Origin of the sequence: Microbacterium sp. BK668, assembly GCF_004362195.1 — a bacterium.
Classification (GTDB): domain Bacteria; phylum Actinomycetota; class Actinomycetes; order Actinomycetales; family Microbacteriaceae; genus Microbacterium.
This window is the reverse complement of the sequence record NZ_SNWG01000001.1, coordinates 917991-939496: the sequence shown is the minus strand read 5'-3', so window position 1 is coordinate 939496 and position 21506 is coordinate 917991. Positions and strand designations below refer to the sequence as shown.

Below are 21506 nucleotides of genomic sequence, written 5' to 3'. Positions count from 1 at the left end.
CTGCCAGCGCCCTGGCGACGGAACGGAGCTGTTTGCTCACAGGACGGCAACGATCGGGCGACGCGGGCACCGGCGCGTCAGGGGGCGAACTCGTCCGCCGCGTGCGGGAGCGGGAACTGCGCCACCGCATCGATCAGCGCGTCGACCGTCTGCCGGTCGGCGACGACGTCGACCGAGAGACCGGCGCGGCGCGCGTCTTTCGCGGTGCGCGGTCCGATCGCGGCGATGAGGGTGGCTGGCGGGATGTCGGGGAACTGCGACTGCACCTGCTCCGCGACCGATCCACTCGTGACGAGGATCGCGTTGATGCGGCCGCTGCGCACGTCGTGCGCGATCTTCTCGGTGACCGGCACACCGACCGTGCGGTACGCCACGACGCTGCGCACGCGATGCCCGGCCTCCGACAGCATCCGTGTCAGAACGGGCTTGGCGATCTCACTGCGCAGGGTGAGCACATCCCGCGGCTCGGGCTCGAGGGCGATGAGCTGCTCGGCCATGCCCGCGGCGGAGTTGTCGCGCTCCGGGACGAGATCCACGCGATACCCGACGGCGAGGAGGGCCGCCGCTGTCGTCTCGCCGACCGCGGCGACCTTGGTCGAGGCGGGGATGACGGCGCGATAGGCGTAGAGCACGTCGACCGTCGTCGCGCTCGTGAGGGTCAGCCAGTCGAACGCCCCGTCGGCCAGGTCGCGCAGGGCCTCCTCGAGCGTCGCCTGATCGTTCGACGGGGCGAAGTTGATCAGCGGAGCGATCACGGGAACGGCGCCCTGCTTGCGCAGGGAGGCGGCCACGCCATCGCCCCAGGGTCCGCCGCGGGGGACGAGGACGCGCCACCCCGCGAGGGGTTTCGCAGGCTGCTGTGGTGAAGCGTTCATGGGGTCGACTCTCGTGGGTACAACTCGGTCAGCCGCCCCACGTTCGGACAGCCGACGTGCGACCGGGAACCCGCTCCCGAGGAGGGGTTCGCGACGTCGGCAGCATCCGCGCCATCGCACTGCCTGCCTCCGAGCATACCCCGGCGCCCGACGGGTGTCGGGGCAGCAGTCCTGCGCGGGACCGGGGCACGACCGGAGCGGAAGCGGATCAGCGCGTGTATGAGCGCACGATCGCCCACACGATCGCCCCCACGACGCCGGCGGCCGTCGCGACGATCGCCGTCGCGGCGACGGGATTGTCGCGGCTGAACTCGCGAGCGGTGCGACGGGCCCGCGTGCTCGCACGGGTGAGCCGGCGGGGGACGTTGGCCTTGACCTCGATCGCGGCGAGGGTCGCCTTGAGCTCGGCGCGGGCCTTCTCGACCGGGTCGGTGATGCCGAGCGGGACGGCGGTGCGGGGCACCGGGACCTCAGAGCTCATCGCGCACTGCCTCCACATCCATGACGATCGACTGAGCGGGGTTCTGGCTCTTGACCACCTTGCGCCAGCGCAGGTAGCCGAGCAGGCCGCAGAGCGCTGCGCCGAGGATCAGCACGACGAGCACGATGAGCGACGCGACCCAGACCGGCATCCACGACGAGAGGCCGATGATGATGAAGGCCAAGAGGAGCGGGATCGACCAGAAGAGCAGGAAGAGCGCTCCGATGATCCAGCCCGACCCGATGCCGGCGTCCTTCGACGTGCGCCGGATCCAGGCCTTGGCCGCCTCGACCTCGGCCATCACCAGGTTGCGGATGAGGTCGGGCACATCGCCGACGAGAGTCAGCAGACTCTCGTCGGCGCGGTCGCGGAATCCGCGCGGAGTCGTCATGTCACGCTCCGCCGCGGCCGGCGCCGGCGCTGTCGTCGATCACGTCGTCGACGGCGTCCTGCGCAGCTGCGGCGGAGGTGCCGGCGGCCCTGCCGATGTCGTCGGCGGACTCCTTGCCGACCTTGATCGAGGCATCCAGTCTCTGGCCGGGGGTGCCCTTGGACGTCGCCGCCTTCGTCACCTTGACGGCGCTGTCCCACAGCGTCGACGGAAGCGCCATGGCGCTCGACTTGGCGAAGTCCTTGACCTTGTCGACCTGATCCTGCACCGGGTCCATGTTCCAGACCTTGAGCGCCTGCGACTTGATCTGCTCGTACCGTTCGCGGCCTGCGCGCGAACCGAGCACGTAGCCTGCTGCGAGACCGATGACGAGTCCTACTTTGCCTTTCATGGCGCGTCTCCTCACGCTCGGGGGGTGCTGCGTCATCCCAGGTTAGTGCGGCATGCCGCTCACGGCATCCGCCCTTGACAGATCGGCGCCGGGTGGGGAGCGGTCAGACCGCCGAACCGCCGAAGAGGGCGCGGCGGCGCACCCGCTCCGCCTCCGCGATCGAGTCGGGCACGATCTGCGCGAGTCCCGATCCTGCGAGCCATCCGCCCGCCGCCGCGAGTCCGGGGACGGCTCGGATGGCGGCTCGCGCGGCCGCCGCGGCGTCGGCATGACCGAGCGCCGAGGCCGGGGTCGGCGGAGCGAAACGCTCGCGCGCAGCGCCGCTGACCTCTCCGACAGACACGCCGAGAAGAGCGGATGCCTCGTCCGCCGCGAGCCGGAAGGCGTCGCCGTCGTCGAGTCCGCCGGTGACGGGCGGGGCTCCCGCGGTGCCGAACGACACCCGGAGGATGCGGATCCCCTCCCCCGCGAGCATCGGAAGCCACGGCCATCGCGCGGTCGAGTCGACGACACCGACAGCGCGCGCGGTGCCGGGCAGGGGGTGGACGGCGCCGCGGCTGCCGTCGATCCGCGTCGTTCTCACCACGAGGGTGACGACCTCGACGGCGGGACTCGGCTCCGCCGGCGCATCGAGTGCCGGGACGAGGGGGGCGAGCAGGCGGCGGGCGCCGTGCTCGGGGAGCGCGACGATGACGTCGTCCGCGGGGTCGAGCGCCGGGAGGTCGCCGGATGCCGGCGCGTGTGCCACCGTCCACCGCCCGTCCGCGCGTCGCTCGATCCGCGTGGCCGCGCGACCGAGGACGATCTCGGCTCCGAGCCCTTCGAGCCGCCGGCGCAGCGCGTCGACGAGGCCGGCCGTCCCGCCGACGAGCCCCTCCAGCCCGCCGCCGCCCTTGCGCCTGTCGACGAGAAGGTCGGCGACGGCTCCGCTCAGCGAGCCGGTGCGCGTGAGCGCTGTGCTGAGGCCCGGTGCAACCCCTTCCACGTCGATGTCGTCGGGGTGGATGCCGTAGACGCCGAGGCTCAGGGGAGCGACGAGCCGGTCGAGCACCGCGGCCCCCATGCGCGAGCGCACCAGTGCGCCGAGGCTGCGCTCCTTGCCGATCGTGAGCGGGGGACGGAGGCGGTCGACGTACGCGCGCCACGTGCCGCTCCAGCCGATGATGCGCCGGACGTCCTCGTCCCAGGGGTTCTCCGGGATCCCCGCGATCGTCCCGTCCGGAAGCGGGGCGGCCCCCGAAGGCAGCCCGGCGATCCACGTGCGCGCGTCGCGCGCAGGGACGATCCGGTCTTCGAGCCCGAGTTCCCGCACGAGCGCGCGCACCGCGGCGCCGCGCGACGACCAGCCCTCGACGGCCGCATCGAGCTCGAGGCCGGCGACCTGGATGGTGCGGAGGTTGCCTCCGAGGCGATCGGATGCCTCGACGAGCGTCACGCGGAGCCCGACCTTGGCGCACTCCAGCGCTGCCACGAGGCCCGCGATGCCCCCGCCCACGACGACGACGTGCCGCTCGTGGGCAGCCTCCGCGAGTTCTTCGAGCTCGCGGTCCGCGGCACTGTCGCTCATCCCGGCCTCCCCCACCATCCTCGCACCGGTGCCGTCCGGCCCTTCGACGAGGCGAGCGACCGGAGGATCAGTCTCCGACCCCGGTGGCCGGAGCATCCTGGCCGCCGAGCCGCGCCGGTGCGAGACTGGCGGCATGACGCTCCACATCACGGGTGACCCCGACGCGGACCGCCTGCTCACCGACGATCCGCTCGCCCTCCTCCTGGGCATGCTGCTGGATCAGCAGATCCCCATGGAGACGGCGTTCGGCGGCCCGCTCAAGCTCCAGCAGCGCCTCGGCTCGCTCGACGCCGCGACGATCGCGGGCTACGACCCCGAGGCGTTCGTCGAGGTCTTCAAGCGGCCGCCGTCGGTGCACCGCTTCCCGGGGTCCATGGCGGCGCGCGTGCAGTCGCTGTGCGCGGCGATCGAGCGGGACTGGGGAGGGGATGCCGCGGCGCTCTGGAGGCGAGACGAGCCCGACGGGCGGGAAGTGCTGCGGCGCCTGACAGCCCTGCCGGGATTCGGCGAGCAGAAGGCGAAGATCTTCCTCGCGCTGCTCGGGAAGCAGTACGGATTCGCCGGCGATGGGTGGCGCGAGGCATCCACCCCCTACGGCGAGGAGGGCTCGTTCCGCAGCGTCGCCGACATCACGAGCGCCGAGTCGCTCGCCGCGGTGCGCGAGCACAAGCGCGCGATGAAGGCAGCCGCCAAGGAGGCGGCGCGATGAAGCCCACCGGCGGCGACGTGAACGAGTTCCTCGCCGCGGTGACGCCGGCCGTCCGCCGGCGCGACGCCGAGACGATGGTCCGGCTCCTGTCGGAGGTCTCGGGCCGCGAGCCCGTCCTATGGGGGACGATCGTCGGCTTCGGCTCGTACCACTACCGGTATCCCACCGGGACCGAGGGCGACGCGCCCCTCCTCGGCTTCGCTCCGCGTCGTCAGGCCACCACGGTCTATCTGCTCGATCCGCGCGACGACGGTGGCCCCGACCTGACCGGGCTCGGCCCGCACACCACCGGCGCATCGTGCCTCTACCTGAAGGACCTCGCAGACATCGATCTCGACGTCCTGCGCCGCGCCGTGAAGCGCTCGCTCGAGCGGCTGACGTCGGGCGAGATCGAGTACGCAGAGATCACCGTCACGGGCTGACCCCCCGCCCCGGCCCGAGGAGTGCGGGCGAGCGCCACAGTTTCCTGCGAGCGCTACGTCGATCGGTGCAGCGCTCGCAGGAAAGTGGCGCGCTCGCTCGGCAGGGGACCGATGATCCGACCCGCAGGCCCGGGAAGGCGTCCGTCTAGACTCGGAAGGTTCCCTCGGGGGGAAGCACTTCGTGATGACGACACTGGACCACACGACACCGGCCGCCGTCGATCCGCTCATCCTCACGGCGCCCGCGCGCGCCGGGCAGCGGGTCGCCGCGCTCGCCGTCGACGTCCTCGTTCCCGTCGCCGTGGCCGCCGTCGCCGCGCTCCTCTTCCGCACGGGGGTCCCGGCGGCGGGATGGATCCTCGCGCTGCTGACCCTCGCTCTCGTGTTCGGCACGACCGCCGCGCTCGGCCGGTCGGGCCGCACGCCCGGGCGCCTGGCGGCGGGAACGCGCACGGTCGAGCGCTCCACCGGCGCGGCGGCCGGGGCATCCGTCCTCGCGAAGCTCGTGTCCGGGCGCCTGGGCACCTACGACATCCACCGCGGCCGCGATCCGTTCGCTCCCGCGCTCGCCCCGTTCGCCTTCCCCGCCCGGCAGCCCGCCGCCGTCACGCCGGCGCGCACCTCGCTGTCGCCGGTCGTCGAGCTCGACTCGGGGCAGCGGTTCCCCCTCCATGGGCCGCTCGTACTCGGCCGCAATCCCTCGACGCCGGCCGACGCCCCCGCGGAGGTGTATCGCTGGGCGGACCTGTCGCGGACCCTCTCGAAGTCCCACGCGCGCTTCGAGTGGGACGGACGGGTCGTCTGGGTGACGGACCTCGGTTCGACGAACGGGACGTTCGTGCGGACCGCTAGCGGGGCGCAGCCGCTTCTCGCCCACCAGCGCACGCCGCTGCCCGCCGACGCCGCGCTCGAACTGGGCGATCGGGTCGTCACTGTGAGGGTGCCGGCATGAGCGCCGGGACGATCGACCATCCGCTCCTGGACGGAGCGGGACCGGGCTGGGCCGCCACCGAGACTCGGGCGGACGTCGTCGCGCTGACGGTCGGAATGAGCGACTTCTTGCACCGCGTCGCGTCGGGCGGCGACCGGCCGATCGTCGTCTCGGGCGAGCACTCGCGGATGACCCGGCCCCTGGCCGAGGCCCTGTCGGCGGTGCGGGGGCACTGGGTCGTCCGCACACCGGAGGACGGCTGCTACGACACCCGCACCGGAGCGCCTCTGGCGGCCCCGCAGGCCGTCCTCGAGCTCCCGCCGCATCCGTCGCGGGACGCCGTCCACCCGGCCTTCCTCCGCGCGGCGGTCTCGAACCGGCTGCAGCTCGTCGCAACCGTATCGACGCGGCACCGGGCGAGCCGGCCCATCCGGCTCGGCGGCGTGCTGGAGGCCGCATCCGAGCGGTTCGCGCGGCGGGCGCCGGAGGCCTGGGGCCCCACCGAGCCGCTCGTGGGCCCGTGGGACCGCGACGACCTTACCGAGCGCACGCGCCGGCGACTCCCCCTGGACAGCCGCTGGGCCGCCGTGACGCCGGGCGAGCACCCCGTGATCGCGACGATCGCCCTCGCTCGCACGTCGGAGGGGGTCGAGGAGACGACCCGGGTGTGGGCCGATGTCGCCGGTCCGGGCGACGACGGCGCCGACGGGCTGGCCCTCGCAGCGCGCGAGTTCCTGTCGCGGGCTGCCGGGATCGGGATGCCGCTGCTCGGCGTCGCCTTCGCCGCCCTCGGCTCGCCCGACCTCGCGCGTCGATCGACCGCCGGGATGCAGCCCGAGCCGCTCGCGATGCTCGTCGGCCCGCCCGGCGTGCGAGCCTCCGGCATCGACGCGAGGCGCTGGGCCGCCGACTTCGGCGCGGCCGTCGTGGGCAGCCCGCGACTGCCCGGAGTGCTGGTCAGCCTGGGATCGCCCGCGGGTGGCGGGTGGAATCGCCTCGCCGAGGTGCTCGGCACGCTCGATCCGGATCGGGTCGCGGGTCTGCTCTCGGCAGCGCCTCAGGTCGCCGCGCGCCTGCGTGCGCGTGTCGGCGACGTCACACAGACGGAAGGGGACCGCTGATGCCGGACCAGCGCGACACCGTGCTCATCGAGCAGGCGAGGATCCAGCGCATGCGCCTCGGATCCGCCCTGCTGTACGGCCGGATCGACGAGCGGCGCACCGTCAACGACCACTTCAAGCGGCTGATCGGGTCACTCATCCTCGCGGCCGTCGTGTGCGCCGTCTGCGTCGGCATCTCGTTCGTCGTGCAGCTGCTCGCGGGGCAGCGCGCCGCCGGCCCTGCGCCGGCGAGCACCTCCGTCTCGGCACCTCCCTTCGACTCGATCCCCTCAGGAGCATCGTGAGCCTCCACACCCGGCTGACGGTCGCCGGCACCACCCGCCGGGCCGAGGTCGTCGTCTCGAGCGACGAGCCCCTCGGCGCCGTCCTCCCTCGTCTCCTCGACCTCCTGGGCGAGACCGGCGGCACGGTCGCACGGCCGCTGACCCTGGTGGCCGCCGACGGCGAGCAGCTCGACATCGGCCGCTCACCGCAGCAGCTCGATCTGGGCGACGGGGCGCTGCTGCGCCTCGTCCCGCTCGACGCCGCGCCGCCGCCTCCCGTCGTCATCGACGTGACGGATGCCGCGGCCGATGCGCTCGAGGCGCGCCCGGACCGCTGGGACGACCGCGCCCGCATGATCGCCGGGGCGACGGGGATCGCGCTCGCCGCCGCTGCCGCGGGGCTCATCGCCCCCTATGGCAGCGCCCTCGCCGCCGCGTGGACCCTCCTTCTTGCCGTCGTCGTGCTCCTGGGCATCGCCACCCTGCTGGGCTTGCTGCGCCTTGCGGGAGTCTCGGGATGCGTCGGCGCGGCCGCCGCGGGGCTCCTCCTCCCTCTCGGGCTCGCCGGCGCGACGGCCGCCGGCGCCGGAGGGTACGACTCGGCGAGCGCAGCCCTGCTCGGCGCCGCCGTCGTGATCGCGACGGGCTCGACCGTCGTCCTGCTCGCGCTCGGAGTGGCCCTGCGGCGACCGGGCGCCGCCGCCGGCGGAGCCGTCGGCGCGGTCCTCGCGTCGATCCTGCTCGCCCTCCTCCTTCTCGGTGTCGGGCCGGCCGCCGCCGCGGCCGTGGCGGGAACTCTCGCGGCCTTCGCGACCGGCCCGCTCCCCTGGATCGCCCTCTCCGCATCGGGCGTCACGCGGCTCGACCAGGGGGTCGCAGCGGGCGAGCGTGTCGAGCGGCCGCGCGCCTTCGCGTCGATCGCCGACGCCTATTCGGCGCTCGCCTGGAGCGTCGTGACCGTGTCGGCGGTGCTGGCCGTGACCGGCGTCGCCCTCGTGCTCGCCTCGGAGCTGTGGAGCGGGCTGCTCGCCGTGGCGTTCGCGCTCATCGCCGCGCTGCGTGTGCGCGCCTTCCCGCTGCGTACGCAGGTGTGGTCGCTCCTCGCCGCCGCGGCGGCGATCGCTTCCACCGCCCTCCTCACTCAGCTCGCCGGGCCGCTCGCGTGGGTCGGCGTCGCGATCGCCGCCCTCGCCGCCATCGTTCTCGGCGCCGCGGTGCTCGCACGCCCCGCTCCGCATCAGCGCGCGCGCCTGCGCGGCGCGGGCAACGTGATCGAGACGCTCGCCGTGGTGGCGCTGCTTCCCCTGCTCCTCGGCGCGCTCGGCATCTACGCCGAGCTCCTCGGGATGTTCGGCGGCGGCTCATGACCGGAATCGACCCTCGCGACCTGCCGGCCGCACTCTTGGGCAGCGCAGCGGGCCGGGGCAGCCGGCTGACGGAATGGGATGCCTCGATCCGAGGCGCCGGCACCGGAGCCCGCCGCCTGGGCTTCGTGTCGCTCGCGCCCGGGGCGGGCGCCACGACCCTCGCCGCGCAGGTTCTGCGGGTGCTCGCCGCGCGGCGCTCCGAGCCGGTCCTCGCGATCGACGTCGCGGGCGGCGAGGCCGACCTGGGTGCGCGCCTCGGCGCGGCCGCGACGCCGCCGAGCGACGCGCGCGCGAGAGCGCGGACGAGCGCAGACGCCGTCACCGGCCTGAGCGAGGGCCAGGGCTGGTTCTGCCTCCGGCCCGACGTCTCCGACGGCCCCGTCGCCGCATGGCTGGCCGAGGCGGCCCCCATCACCCGGTTCTTCGAGGTGTCGATCACCGACTTCGGGGCGCGGCATCCGCTCGTCGATCTCGCCGCCTGCGCGGCGCTGTGCGATGTCGTGTGCCTCGTGAGCGACGCGCGTCGTGCGCCGGCGGAGCTCGCGCGGGCCGTCGCGCCGGCCATCGCGGCGCTTCCGGAGGGACCGGCGCCGGTGCTCGCCCTCGTCGACCACGCGCGCGCCGGCGAGGCGGTCGCGCGTGCGATGGCATCGGACCCCTGGCCCGTCGTCGGCGTCCCTTTCGACCGCGGCCTCCGCGGCGGCCGTACTCCGACGGGGCGCGCGCGCCATGCGGTCCTGGAGGTCGCCGCGACGGTGCTGTCGGGCCGGAAGGCGGTGCCCGCGTGACGGTGCACATCGTCCACCGGCCGGCCCGGGCGACGCAGCCGCTGGAGGGTCCGGCCGAGATCGTCCTCGCGCCGCCCCCGCCCGTCGGCGACAGCTCGTCACCCTTCCCGATCCAGTCGATGCTCCCGATCCTCGGCAGCCTCTCCTCGATCACGATGATCGTGCTGCTGCGGAACAACCCGGTCATGGTCGTCGTCGGCGCCGTCATCCTCGTCGTCGCGCTCGTCGGCGGCGTCGGCATGGCGTTCACGGCCCGCGGGAACGCCGCCCGACAGCGCCGCATCCAGCGCGAACGCTACCTCGACTACCTCGAACAGCAGCGCGCCACCGTGCGCGAGATCGCCGACGCCCGCCGCGATGCCTCCCTCGCGCTGGATCCCGCTCCCGCGACGCTCGTCCAGATCGGCGCGAACCCCGCCCGCCGATGGGAGCGCCGCCCCGGAGATCCCGACTTCCTGCGGGTGCGGATCGGAACCGGCGACCTCCGCGCGGTCGACGTGCGCCTGCCTCCCGAGCAGAATCCGGTGCAGCCCTTCGACCCGGTCATGAAGAGCGCCGCGGCCCGGCTGGTTCAGCTCGCCGGCGTCGCGCAGGGCCTTCCCGCTCTGCTAGATCTCGAGCGCGGCGGCCACGTCTCAATCGTCGGTCCCCGCGAGGACACCATCGACCTCTGCCGGGCGATCGCCGCGCAGATCGGCGCGCTGCATTCGCCCGACGACGTGCATCTCGCCGCGGTCGTGCCAGAGCACGCCCTCGACCTCTGGCACGGCCTCGACCTCCTTCCCCACGCCTCGTCCGCGACTCCGCCCGCCGGGCAGGTCGCGGCCAGGCGCATCGCTCCGACGCTTCCCGAGCTGATGACACTCCTCTCCGACGAGCTGCGCGATCGCGTGACGTCCGCCGCGGCGACGCGACGGAGCGGGCGGCGCACGAAGCCCGCCCGGCTCGTGATCTTCCTCGACGAGGGGACGGATGCCGCGTCCCCCCTTCCCCGTCTGGACGCCGCGCTCGATCCCGCCGATCTCGGCATCACCGTCGTCCACGTCGTCGACGACCGTCTCAAGGAGCCGCCCGCCGTCTCGGCGCGCGTGACGCTCGCAGACGGCACGGCGACGATCGAGACGCCCGGCTCGGGCGAGGACGCCCTGCGCGGCATCCGTCCCGACCGCGTCCCGACCGCGCTCCTCGAGGTCGTCGCCCGGCCCCTCGCGGCTCTGCGCCTCACTCGCACGAGCGCCGTCGACGCCCAGTCGACCTTCGCCCCCGACGTCACCGAGCTCCTGGGGATCGCCGATGTCGACGCATTCGACCTGGGCGACGCCTGGAGGTCGCGTTCCGCGGGCGACTTCCTGCGCGTGCCGATCGGCGTCGACGACCGCGGCGCGCCGGTGCTCCTCGATCTCAAGGAGTCCGCCCGGCTCGGCATGGGGCCGCACGGCATCTGCATCGGGGCGACGGGCTCGGGGAAGAGCGAGCTGCTGCGCACGCTCATCCTCGGACTCGCGCTGACGCACTCCCCCGACGACCTGAGCATGATCCTCGTCGACTACAAGGGCGGCGCGGCGTTCGCCCCCTTCGCCGGGCTTCCGCACGTCGCCGGCATCATCGACAACCTCGCCGACGATCCGCAGCTCACCGAGCGCGCCCGGGCGAGCATCCAGGGCGAGGTCGTCAGGCGCCAGCGCCTGTTGAAGGATGCCGGGAACGCGGCATCCATCGGTCATTACCGCCAGCTGCGCAGGGAGCGACCCGACCTCCCCGCCCTCCCCCACCTCTTCCTCGTGATCGACGAGTTCGGCGAGCTGCTCACGGCCGAGCCCGACTTCGTCGAGCTGCTGCTGACGATCGGGCGCATCGGCCGGTCGATCGGCGTGCACCTTCTGCTGTCCAGCCAGCGCATCGAGGGCGGGCGTCTCCGCGGCCTCGACACCTACCTCTCGTACCGGATCGGGCTGCGCACCTTCTCGGAGTCCGAGTCCGCGGTCGTGCTCGACACCCCCGACGCGTTCCACCTGCCCGCGATCCCCGGCTTCGGCTACCTCAAGGTCGACACCTCGGTCTACACGCGCTTCCGGGCCGGCTACGTCTCGGGGCCGGTGCCCTCGCCGGCCGAGGCGGGGCCGGCGCGCTCCGACATGCCCCCGCTCGTCGAGCTGCCGCCCTACGACCGTGCGGCCGCGGAGGACTCCGAGGCCCCGATCGGAGCCCTCGCCGAGCCCGAGGCGCCGGCCACGGGCCGCACGCTCGTCCAGGCCGCCGCATCGCGCCTCACCCGTGGCGTCGCGCGCACCCGTCCGGTCTGGCTTCCTCCTCTGCCACCCGTCCTCACGCTCGGCGGCGTCCTGTCCGCCGTCGAGAACCGGGGCGGGCTTCAGGCGCCGCTCGGACTGCTCGACGATCCGGCCCGCCAGCAGCAGGCTCCGTGGCTGCTCGATCTCACCCGCTCCGGTGGGCACGTCGCGATCACGGGCGCGCCGCAGTCCGGCAGGTCGACCTTCCTGCGCACACTCGCGGCATCCCTCGCCTTCACGCACTCGCCCCGCGAGGTGAGCGTCTACGGCATGGACCTCACGGGCGGCGGACTCGCCCGCATCGAGCCGTTCCCGCACGTCGGCGGCGTAGCCACCCGGGGGCACCGCGAGCGGCTCTCGCGCCTGCTCGAGGAACTCACCGGCATGCTCGCCGTGCGGGAGCGCGTGTTCCGCGAACACGGCCTCGACTCGCTCGCCGACATGCGCCGCCAGCACGCCGCGGGTCGTCTGCCCGAGCTCCCCAGCGCCGACGTCATCCTGCTCGTCGACGGGCTCGGCGCCCTCCGTGCCGAGTTCGAAGACCTCGAGGCGCCGTTCGGGCAGCTGCTCGAACGCGGCGGCAGCTTCGGCATCCACGTCGTCGTGACGCTCGCCCGGTGGAACGAGCTGCGCCTCAATCTGCAGGGCCTCGTCGGCACCCGGCTCGAACTCAAGCTCAACGACCCCGCCGACTCCCAGATCGCCCGCAAGCTCGCGTCGACCCTTCGCGCCGACGAGCCGGGCCGCGCGCTGACCGACGACAGGCTCTTCGCGCAGATCGCACTCCCGCTCCTCGAGGAGGTCGACGACGCCGACATCGGCGACGCGCTCGAGCGCATCGCCCGCGAGAGCGCGGCGCAGTGGAGCGGACCCGGCGCCGCGCCCATCCGCCTCCTGCCCGAGGACTTCTCTCCCGACGACCTCCCCGACGCCCTGGATGAGCCCGAGCTGATCCCGGTGGGTCTGCGGCAGGACACGATGACCCCTGCCGTCCTCGACCTCGCCGCCCGCGACCCGCACCTTCTGGTGCTGGGCGACTCGCGCTGCGGCAAGACGACCGTGCTGCGGGGCGTCACGCAGGGGGCGATCGACCGGCACTCCCCCGAGGAGCTCGTCATCGCGCTCATGGACGCCCGTGGCGAGCTCGTCGGCGACATCCCCGACGACTACCTCGGCGGGCATGCGACGTCGGGGCGCCAGGCGCGCCTGCTGGCGGAGTCGATCGCGACGGAGCTCGAGAAGCGCGCGGTGGACCGCACCGCCGGAGGGCCCCGCATCCTCGTGATCGCCGACGATTTCGACATCCTCGCGGCGGGCGGCGCGGAGCCCCTCCGCCCGCTCTTGCCGTACTTGGCGTCCGCTCGGGATCTGCGCCTGAACGTCGTCGTCAGCCGGCCCGTCGCCGGGGCTTCGCGCGCGATGTTCGATGTCGCCCTGCAGGGCGTACGGGACACCGGAGGAACGGCGCTGATCATGTCGGGCGACCGCGCCGAGGGGCAGCTCCTGCCCAAGCTCTACGCCGAGCCGATGGTCGCCGGCCGCGGGCGCCTCGCGCGCCGCGGCGAGCGTCCCACGCTCGTGCAGATCGCCCGATTCGAGCAGGCGCCGACGGATGCCGCGGCATCCCCCCTGGCGGACGTGGATGCCTCGTCTCTGCCGGGCCGCCACCGCGATGTGCTGCAGACCGATGAGATACCCCCGCGCCGGCGTCGCCGGCGGGCGGAAACGCCATAGCGACGTCCCCGAAAAGGGGGACACGGGGGTGTCCCGACCATCGGTTAGCCTGGAGGACGTCCACCGGCAGTGGAATCCGATCGGCGAGTTCCAGCGCCGCGACGAAGGGATCACGACGGATGAAGTTCGCAATGGGTGCGGATACCCTCACCGTGCTTACCAAGGCCACCTCGGGCTCGAGCGATGACCTCTCGGTGCTCGTCCGACAGCTCTTCGAGGCCGCCGAGCCGCTCGAGGGCAGGTTCCAGGGCGCGGGGCGCGCGGCGTTCGACCGCTTCAAGGGCCGCACCGACGCGATCTCGGCCGAGCTCAAGGCCGCGCTCGACGGCGTCCTCGCCGGCATCGGCGGCATGAACCGCTCGTTCCTCGAGGGCGAATCCGCGATGGTCGACCAGACGCAGAGCCTCGAGGCGGGGTCATCGTTCGACGCCGCCCGCTTCGGCTCGGGCCGCTGAACGGAAAGGACACCCGGACATGGCGAATCAGAGCGACCGCCGCGACTACGACATCGCGGCCTCCCAGAACGCACAGGACAACTTCAACCGCGTCGCCGCCCAGCTCGAGGCGCTGATCGACCAGCGCGATCGCGACGTGCAGGCCGCGATGGCCGACTACGCAGCCGAGGGGGTGTCGGAGGACTACCGCGCCAAGGAGACGCGGTGGAAGAACGCCGCCGCCGAGGTGCGCGGGATCATCCAGACGCTGCGGTCTTCGCTCGAGCGCAACGACGAGTCGGCGCAGGATGCGCTGCGCAAGGCGCGTGCGGCCGTGGAGTCGATCGGCTGAGCCCGGTCCGCACTGATCCATGACGTCCTGGAGCATCCAGCCGTCGGGGGTCGTCTCCGTGCTGACGGACGTCAACACCTACGCGACCGCCCTCGGCGAGGCACTGAACGACCTGAGCCCTGCGCTCGAGGGGGCTGTCGTGGCGACCCAGTCGGGCGCGATCTCGGAGGCCATCCAGTCGTACTTCACGCTCGAGGAGGGCCCGCGCATCCAGGGCATGAACGCCCGGATCGGGGCGGCGGCATCCGGTGTCGTGAAGGCGACCGAGGCGTACGTCGCCGGCGACCTCGAGATGGCCGCGAACGCGCAGTCCGCGTCGGTCGCCGCCGTCTACCCGCCGCATCTTCCGCCGGGGGTGAGGTGAGTGCCCTCCGCCATCGATCCCGACAAGATCCCGGGCAAGGACATCGATCCCGACGCGATCGAGTCGAACGCGTCGACGATCAAGACGATCGCCGGTTCGATCCGCGACAACGGCTCGAACGTCCACCTCAAGTGGCAGGGCATGGCCGGCGTCTACGAGGCCCCCGAATCCGGCACACTGCTCGGGCTCATGCAGCCCGTGTCGTCGCAGGCGACGGCGGCCGGCGACAACCTCGACGTCGTCGCGGGCGCCCTGACTCAGTTCGCCGCCGACGTTCGCCCGATCAAGGCAGAGCTCGACGCGCTGCGCCTCGAGGCGCAGGCCTTCCGCGACGAGATCGCCGGCGGCGTGCAGGTGCGGGAGCTCAACCCCGCCTGGGTGAGCACGCAGGGCTACTACGGCACGACCGCGACCTCCTCGGGCTACTCCCCGTACTCGTCGTCCTCGACCGGCGGGTCGACCACCGCGACGAGCGACATCCCGCAGTACCAGAACGTCACGAAGGAGTGGCACGAGGTCCAGGAGTACGTCGACCGCAACAACGACCTCATCTCGCAGGTCAACGCGCAGCAGGTGGCCCTCTGGGAGGCCGAGCGCACCTGCGCGAACACCATCCGGGCGCTGTTCGGCGGTGCGCCGCTGCACGCGTTCGAGTCGGAGGACGATCCGCTCGGCTACGGCCTCGAGGAGATTCCCGAGGGCACCGAGATGCCGTGGGGCGCATCGGTGGAGCGCAGCGAGGGCTGCGGCGAAGCGACGGCGAAGTTCGTCTTCAAAGACTTCCTGTGGGAGGGCCTCCTCGTCGGCGGCGTGTGGGGCACGATCGAGGGCCTCGGCACGCTCGTGCTCGGCTACAACCCCGCGACGGGCGACTGGTTCTCGGGCGACGCGTACGGCGCCGCGTGGGGCAACCTCGGCCTGCTCGTCGCCTCGGGAGTTCTCAACTCCCCGCTGCTCGGACCCCTCCTGTGGGCCGACCAGGGCATGGAGGCCTTCGGCGGCGACGGGTTCCTCCCGCAGGAGGTGCGCGACTTCAAGGCGAAGGCCGACGAGGCGGCGCTGAACACGGGCAAGGCGCTCATCGCGTGGGACAAGTGGGACGACGACCCCGGCACCGCGCTCGGCGAGTCGGTCTTCAACGTCGGAACGATCCTCATCCCGGGCGGGGCGGCGGTGGCCGGCGTCAAGACGGCCGGAACCGCGGCATCCGTCCTCTCCAAGATGGCCCGCGTCGTGGACCTCGTCGATCCGGCCGCCCTCGCCGTCAACGGTGCGACGCGCCTGGGCGGGCTGGGCATCGGATCGCTCGACAACGTCATCGGCAACCTCGGCGCCGGTTCGAAGCTCGACGCTCCCCACGTCGAGGTGTACACCGCGACCGACACGGCCTCGGCGATCAAGACGCTCGATGACTGGGGCGTCGACATGAGCTCCGTCACGGCGCACGTCGACGGCCTCGGCAGCAACGTGCTGGAGTTCCCGGGCGGCCGCATCGAACTGCCGGCGGGGTCGTTCGACAACGCCGTCGCTGGCGGCCGCGCGGGCGACGGAGGGGTGGATGCCTCGGCCCCCGCGCCCGTCCGCGAGCCCGAGCTCGTGAGCGCCGGCGGCGTCCGCGGCGAGACCGGCCCCGGTCCCGTGAACATGATCGTGGACGAGGCGCCCGTGCGCACCGAGACGGGCGGCTCGGGCGAGCCGGCCGTCGTGCGCGACCCCGAGACGACGACCGGCGGGGGCGGCATCGGCCACGGCGGCGACTCGGCGGGCAACGGATCGGGAAGCGGGTCGAGTGACGGTCACCCCCATGGTGACGGTCCCGGCGACGTCGACGGCGAGCCCGATGGCGGTCATGACGTCGGCGACACCGGCTCCTCGTCGGATGCCACCGGTGGTGACACGACCGGGACGACGGGTCCCGACCAGAGTGGCGCCGCACCGGAGGCGACCACTCCGGATGTCGCGTGGCGCAGCTCCGAGAACCCGGACCTCACGCTCACGGCCGGCGACAGGGCGGCCGTCGACGACTTCCTGGAGGCGTCCCGTCAGGCGGAACCGCACATCTCCGCGACCCTGCAGGACGTCGTGGGCGGGCATCCCCGCACGCGGCTGGAGGGCTTCGACTTCCGGCTCAAGGGCGACGAGTCGCTGTATCGCAAGATCGCGACAGCGCTCGACGACGCCGCACCGGGGACGGACGCGGCCCGCAGGGCATTGGGCGACACCCACGACGCGATCCGCTACACCGTCGTGAGCGATGCGGCGACATACGCCGACAACGCCCGCGCAGTGATTGAGGACCTCTCCGACCGCGGCTTCGTGCCGGTGGGAGACCTCAAGAACTCCTGGGGCGCAGCGGGCTACCAGGGCATCAACTCGACGTGGTTCGATCCGTCGACCGGTCGGATGTTCGAAGTCCAGTTCCACACGGACGCGAGCTTCGACGCCAAGAGCCTCACCCACCACGACTACGAAGAGGCGCGCCTTCCCGGCGTCACGCCGGACCGGCTCGCGGAGCTCGACGCCGCGATGAACGAGGTGTTCGCGGGTGTCGAGGTTCCGCCGGGCGCGACGGCCATCGACTGGACGGACCTCGAGATCCCGACAGGCGTGCAGCCTCATGCTCTCGACAGCGGTCTCGTCGACGAGACGGTCGTGGGCCGATTCGACAATCGCACCGCGGACGACTCGCTCACCTTCTGGTCGGGTCCGACCAAGGCCGGCGGAAGCTCGATGCAGATCGCGGAGTCGTGGGCGTCGGCCAACGGCCGCGCAACCCTCGAGCAGAGTCTCGCGGCTCAGGGCCTGCTCGACGACATGCCCTCGGACTGGTCGCGACCCGAGACGCTGGAGACGTGGCGAGCGGTCTCGTCGAGTCTGGCCGAGGGCGCGCGCGGCGAAGTGACGGCCGTTGTCGGCAACGTGGGTGGCCATTCGGTATGGCTCAACTACGAACTGCCCCGACTCTTCCAGAATGAACACGTGACCCGCATCACGGTCATCAGCGCGGAGACGGGGGAGGTGCTGAGCTCCTATGTCCGGTGAGATCGACCCCGAGCTGATGACCGAGGCGATCGTGGCCTTCACCGGCTACGGAACGAGCAAGCGCCCGAGCGACGATCGCGAGGCTGTGGCGCTGCTCGAACAGGTGCGCGGAGTGCCGCTGCTTGCGGCTCTCGACTCGGTTCTCGCCGACGCCGAGTCTGTCGACCTGAGCGACGTCGTCATTCCCTCGGATACCGCCGGAGAGGTTTATCGCTCGAGGCTGCACGAGGCGCGCCCGGATCTCAGCGACACCGCACTGGCCGCGCTCAGCAACCGGTGGTTCTACCGGCGGCTGTGGCTGGGGCTTCCGGCGCCGGTGGAGCGGCCACGGGTGCAGTACTTCGCCCGGTTCTCCACCGAGAACGGCGCGCGAGTGCCCTGGGCTCTCTACCGTCGCGAAGACGACGGCAAGGCCGTGGTGGATTCGGTGCTGAAGGATGTGGGCACCTGGCGCGAGGACCGTAATCGTGTCGTATGGTCGTCATTAACGAACGCCCTCGAAACCGACATCGAGCCGATCAGTGCACGGCAGGCGGCGGAGTTCGAGCAGATGGTGGCGAAGCGCTCCTACCATCCCTTCACTGCTCCGTGACCGACGATGCATCTGCTGCTGGCGGACGCTCGATGAGCCGAGACGCCGTCCCGACGTGCTCCGGTGGTGGGGAGCCCCAGAGGGCCCCCGCGCCCGCCCCGCCGCGAACACGGGCCGCTGAACGGAGGATGCGATCGATACTCCGGGCTCGTTTTTGAGCTACAACGGTCGACTGCTCGGATACCACTCGGGCGGTGGCACGTGGAAGCGGGTGCAGGCTGAGGGCGAGCTGAACCTCACGAGCCCTGGGTCATGCTCCCCAACAGTGCTTTCGACGCGCTGTACGAGCGAAGGGTCACCGGCTGGTGGCACGGGGTCCCCGTCGAGGTTCGGTTCGTGGTCAAGAGCGGGCTGAGCCGCGGCCGGTTTCAGATCGCCTACGCCGGTTCGAAGCCGGACGAGGCGGTCGCCGCCGGACTACGCGGCAATCAGAACGACGGCTGGGAGGCGACTGTCGACCCCGCCGAGATCGAGGACGTCACCGTCGACGAGACGGTGTATCCGCTGACGGAAGCCCGTTGAGGCGCATCACCGCAGACTGAATCGCCCGCCATGACCGCCCTCGGCGCGGGCGGTGCTGCGACGACTGGCTAGACTCGGCAGGTCTTCGGCGGATCGACCGGGCGCCGACGGGAAAAGCAACGGAGGAACGGATGCCGCGCAGCAGCGTCGCGCTGACCGCTGAGCCCTTGAGCGGCGATGCCGTCGTCGCGGCGGCCGGGCGGGTGTGGACCGCTAAGGCCGGACCTGGCGCGGAGCCGCTCGAGGCGCGCGTTCTCGACGAGGGCGCGGTGCTGCAGATCGTCGCGGGCGGCGAGGTCGTCCTGTCGGTCCTGCGGCCCCGGCTCCTGCCGCGTCTCGACGAGGTCGAACGGCTGCTTCCCGGCACCAAGGCACCCGAGGGCACGCAGTGGTGGACAGACGCCTACACGCCGTGGCGGCCCGAAGGCGCCGTCGGCGTCGCGGTCCTCGACGCGGCGGCCGAGGCATCCCGTGGCATCGCCGTCCACCAGGGACTCGCACCGACTCGCAACGCGCGCTGACCGACGCCGAGATCGCACGAATCGCGGCCCGCGGGCCGGTCTGACGGTGATCCGTGCGATCTCGAGCGGGCGCACGGGCGATTTGCGGCCGAGCACGCGGCGTGCGCAATATATTGCATGCCCATCCCCCGTCATACCGGCGGCCTCGACCGGTCGCTCCTCCGTGACGACGTGTACCTGCGCCTGCGCGACGCGATCGTCGACGGCACGTTCACCCCTGGCGAGCAGCTGAAGGACGCCGAGCTCGCGGAGTGGCTCGGAGTCAGCCGCACCCCGGTGCGCGAAGCGCTGCTGCGGCTCGGCGCGAGCGGACTGGTCGTCGCGGTCCGCGGCCGGTCGACCACGGTGAGTGACATCGACCCCCGCCAGGTCCGCAACGCGCGGGACGTCGTCGCGGCGATGCACGAGCTCGCCGTCCGAGAGGCTGCCGGCCGCCTCGGGGACGACGACATCGCACTCATGCGCGACGCGAACCGCCGCTTCGCCGAGGCCTTCGAGGCAGGAGACGCCTTCGCCGCTCTGAGCGCCGACGAGGACCTGCACCGCATCCCGGTGGGGGCGGCAGGCAACCGTGCGCTCGAGACCGTGCTCGAGCAGTTCGAGCCGCTTGTGCGCCGTGCCGAGCTGGTGAGGTTCCGCGGGGACGGCGGCGCGTCGGTGTCACACCACGACGAGCTGATCGAGCTGCTCGCCGCGGGCGACGCCGCGGGCGCGGCATCCGTCGCCTACGACCTCTGGCACAGCCTGCCGGCCGACCCAGCCGAGGGCGCGACCGCCGGCTCAACCCCTTCCGCGACCCCGGCGTAGCGGGAGCGCACTACCGAGGCGAGGGCTTCTCGCAGAGCGAGGATGGATGCCGCGCATCAGCCCTCGTTCGGCGGGAAACCCTCGGCTCGCGAGACGCCGAGCCCTTGCCCGGGAGGAGTCAGGCCCCGCGGAGGCGCTGCGCCAGATGGTCGACGAGCCCCTCGAGCGGCACGCGCTCCTGGCCCATCGTGTCGCGATCGCGCACCGTCGCGGCCCGGTCGTCGAGCGAGTCGAAGTCGATCGTCACGCAGAACGGCGTGCCGATCTCGTCCTGACGGCGATAGCGACGGCCGATGGCGCCGGCGTCGTCGAAGTCGGTGTTCCATCCGTGCGCGCGGAGGTCGTCGGCGAGGCCCCGCGCGACGGGCGAGAGGTTCTCGTTGCGCGACAGCGGCAGCACGGCGACCTTGACCGGCGCGAGGCGGGGGTCGAGCTTGAGCACCGTGCGGGTGTCGGTGCCGCCCTTGGCGTTGGGGGCCTGCTCCTCGTGATACGCGTCGACGAGGAAGGCCATCATGGCGCGCGTGAGGCCGAAGGAGGGTTCGATGACGTACGGGATGTACTTCTCGTTCGTCGCCTGGTCGAAGTAGCTGAGCGACTGGCCGGACGCCTCGGAGTGCGAGCGCAGGTCGTAGTCCGTGCGGTTGGCGATGCCCATGAGCTCGCCCCACTCTTTGCCCGGGAAGCCGAAGCGGTACTCGACGTCGATCGTGCCGTCGGAGTAGTGCGCGCGGTCCTCCTCCGGCACGTCGTAGCGGCGGATGTTCGCGGGATCGATGCCGAGGTCGGTGAACCAGTTCCAGGATGCCTCGACCCAGTGCTCGAACCACTCGCCGGCCTCGGCCGGCGGCACGAAGAACTCGATCTCCATCTGCTCGAACTCGCGCGTGCGGAAGATGAAGTTCCCGGGCGTGATCTCGTTGCGGAAGGCCTTGCCGACCTGGCCCACGCCGAAGGGCGGCTTCTTGCGCGAGACGGTGACGATGTTCGCGAAGTCGATGAAGATGCCCTGGGCCGTCTCGGGGCGGAGGAAGTGCACGCCCGACTCGTCGTCGACGACGCCGAGGTAGGTCTTCATGAGGCCCGAGAATGCCTTGGGCTCGGTGTACCGCCCCTTGACGCCGCAGTTGGGGCACGGCACGTCGGCCAGGCCGTTCTCGGCTTTGCGTCCCTTGCGCGCCTCGAAATCCTCGATGAGGGTATCGGCACGGAAGCGCTTGTGGCAGTTGAGGCACTCGACGAGGGGGTCGGTGAACGTCGCGACGTGACCGGATGCCTCCCACACGCGCTTGGGCAGGATCACCGACGAGTCGAGGCCTACCATGTCGCCGCGGCCGCGCACGAAGGTCTGCCACCACTGGCGGCGGATGTTCTCCTTGAGCTCGGTGCCGAGGGGGCCGTAGTCCCACGCCGAGCGGGATCCGCCGTAGATCTCCCCCGCCTGGAAGACGAACCCGCGGTGACGGGCGAGGGCGATGACTTTGTCGAGGCGGGACTGCTCGGCCACGGTGGCTCCAATGGTCGGGATCGTGCGGGAAGAG

At 72.4% G+C, this 21506-nt stretch carries 22 protein-coding genes; 16 read left to right on the top strand and 6 right to left on the bottom strand.

Translation table 11 applies throughout. The features are described from left to right. Positions 1-77: 77 nt before the first annotated feature. From EV279_RS04140 to EV279_RS04120, 5 genes are all read right to left on the bottom strand, one after another. Positions 78-875 carry a uroporphyrinogen-III synthase gene (locus EV279_RS04140; RefSeq protein WP_133541640.1) on the bottom strand — a complete coding sequence of 266 codons (798 nt, stop codon included), beginning with the start codon at positions 873-875 and terminating at the stop codon, positions 78-80. Positions 876-1083: 208 nt separating this feature from the next. After that, positions 1084-1356 (bottom strand): hypothetical protein, encoded by a 273-nt coding sequence (locus tag EV279_RS04135; protein WP_133541639.1) that lies wholly within the window; start codon positions 1354-1356, stop codon positions 1084-1086. Then, on the bottom strand, positions 1346-1747 hold the full coding sequence (locus EV279_RS04130) for a phage holin family protein (RefSeq protein WP_133541638.1): 402 nt from the start codon (positions 1745-1747) through the stop codon (positions 1346-1348). Before EV279_RS04130 ends, EV279_RS04135 begins: the two co-directional genes overlap by 11 nt. Before the next feature lies 1 nt (position 1748). Then, on the bottom strand, positions 1749-2138 hold the full coding sequence (locus EV279_RS04125) for a hypothetical protein (RefSeq protein WP_133541637.1): 390 nt from the start codon (positions 2136-2138) through the stop codon (positions 1749-1751). Positions 2139-2241: 103 nt separating this feature from the next. Beyond that, a complete protein-coding gene (locus EV279_RS04120; protein ID WP_133541636.1) occupies positions 2242-3705 on the bottom strand; it encodes an FAD-dependent oxidoreductase in 1464 nt (487 codons plus the stop codon). Between the two features lie 133 nt (positions 3706-3838). Here EV279_RS04120 and EV279_RS04115 point away from each other — a divergent pair, with 133 nt between their 5' ends. The 16 genes from EV279_RS04115 to EV279_RS04050 all read left to right on the top strand — a co-directional run bounded on the left by EV279_RS04115 (position 3839) and on the right by EV279_RS04050 (position 19965). Then, positions 3839-4414 (top strand): HhH-GPD-type base excision DNA repair protein, encoded by a 576-nt coding sequence (locus EV279_RS04115; RefSeq protein WP_133541635.1) that lies wholly within the window; start codon positions 3839-3841, stop codon positions 4412-4414. After that, positions 4411-4836 (top strand): DUF1801 domain-containing protein, encoded by a 426-nt coding sequence (locus EV279_RS04110; RefSeq protein ID WP_133541634.1) that lies wholly within the window; start codon positions 4411-4413, stop codon positions 4834-4836. Before EV279_RS04115 ends, EV279_RS04110 begins: the two co-directional genes overlap by 4 nt. A gap of 184 nt (positions 4837-5020) precedes the next feature. Continuing rightward, positions 5021-5788, top strand: a complete 768-nt coding sequence (locus tag EV279_RS04105; RefSeq protein WP_133541633.1) for an FHA domain-containing protein — start codon at positions 5021-5023, stop codon at positions 5786-5788. Further along, positions 5785-6888, top strand: coding sequence for a DUF6177 family protein (locus tag EV279_RS16800; protein WP_166644437.1), 1104 nt, complete (start codon positions 5785-5787; stop codon positions 6886-6888). The genes EV279_RS04105 and EV279_RS16800 overlap by 4 nt, the downstream gene beginning before the upstream one ends. Then, complete coding sequence (locus EV279_RS16795) at positions 6888-7172, top strand: hypothetical protein (RefSeq protein WP_166644436.1); 285 nt, start codon at positions 6888-6890, stop codon at positions 7170-7172. The genes EV279_RS16800 and EV279_RS16795 overlap by 1 nt, the downstream gene beginning before the upstream one ends. Beyond that, a complete protein-coding gene (locus tag EV279_RS04100; protein ID WP_166644435.1) occupies positions 7169-8518 on the top strand; it encodes an EsaB/YukD family protein in 1350 nt (449 codons plus the stop codon). The genes EV279_RS16795 and EV279_RS04100 overlap by 4 nt, the downstream gene beginning before the upstream one ends. Further along, on the top strand, positions 8515-9306 hold the full coding sequence (locus EV279_RS04095; protein WP_133541631.1) for a hypothetical protein: 792 nt from the start codon (positions 8515-8517) through the stop codon (positions 9304-9306). The genes EV279_RS04100 and EV279_RS04095 overlap by 4 nt, the downstream gene beginning before the upstream one ends. Beyond that, positions 9303-13331: a type VII secretion protein EccCa gene (gene eccCa / locus EV279_RS04090; RefSeq protein WP_133541630.1), complete on the top strand. Its 4029-nt coding sequence runs from the start codon at positions 9303-9305 to the stop codon at positions 13329-13331. The genes EV279_RS04095 and eccCa overlap by 4 nt, the downstream gene beginning before the upstream one ends. A gap of 119 nt (positions 13332-13450) precedes the next feature. After that, positions 13451-13786 (top strand): hypothetical protein, encoded by a 336-nt coding sequence (locus EV279_RS04085; RefSeq protein WP_133541629.1) that lies wholly within the window; start codon positions 13451-13453, stop codon positions 13784-13786. Between the two features lie 19 nt (positions 13787-13805). Continuing rightward, a complete protein-coding gene (locus EV279_RS04080) occupies positions 13806-14117 on the top strand; it encodes a pore-forming ESAT-6 family protein (RefSeq protein WP_133541628.1) in 312 nt (103 codons plus the stop codon). A 19-nt stretch (positions 14118-14136) separates the two neighbouring features. Then, a complete protein-coding gene (locus EV279_RS04075; protein WP_133541627.1) occupies positions 14137-14481 on the top strand; it encodes a DUF6507 family protein in 345 nt (114 codons plus the stop codon). Continuing rightward, positions 14482-17523, top strand: coding sequence for a hypothetical protein (locus tag EV279_RS04070; RefSeq protein ID WP_133541626.1), 3042 nt, complete (start codon positions 14482-14484; stop codon positions 17521-17523). A 16-nt stretch (positions 17524-17539) separates the two neighbouring features. Next, positions 17540-18115 (top strand): hypothetical protein, encoded by a 576-nt coding sequence (locus tag EV279_RS04065; protein WP_133541625.1) that lies wholly within the window; start codon positions 17540-17542, stop codon positions 18113-18115. A 252-nt stretch (positions 18116-18367) separates the two neighbouring features. Beyond that, positions 18368-18637, top strand: a complete 270-nt coding sequence (locus EV279_RS04060) for a hypothetical protein (RefSeq protein WP_133541624.1) — start codon at positions 18368-18370, stop codon at positions 18635-18637. A gap of 131 nt (positions 18638-18768) precedes the next feature. Further along, a complete protein-coding gene (locus tag EV279_RS04055) occupies positions 18769-19158 on the top strand; it encodes a hypothetical protein (RefSeq protein WP_133541623.1) in 390 nt (129 codons plus the stop codon). 117 nt (positions 19159-19275) lie between these two features. Continuing rightward, complete coding sequence (locus EV279_RS04050) at positions 19276-19965, top strand: GntR family transcriptional regulator (protein WP_133541622.1); 690 nt, start codon at positions 19276-19278, stop codon at positions 19963-19965. A 118-nt stretch (positions 19966-20083) separates the two neighbouring features. Here the strand turns inward: EV279_RS04050 and EV279_RS04045 are convergent, their stop codons facing one another. Then, on the bottom strand, positions 20084-21472 hold the full coding sequence (locus EV279_RS04045; RefSeq protein ID WP_133541621.1) for a glycine--tRNA ligase: 1389 nt from the start codon (positions 21470-21472) through the stop codon (positions 20084-20086). Between the last annotated feature and the right edge of the window lie 34 nt (positions 21473-21506).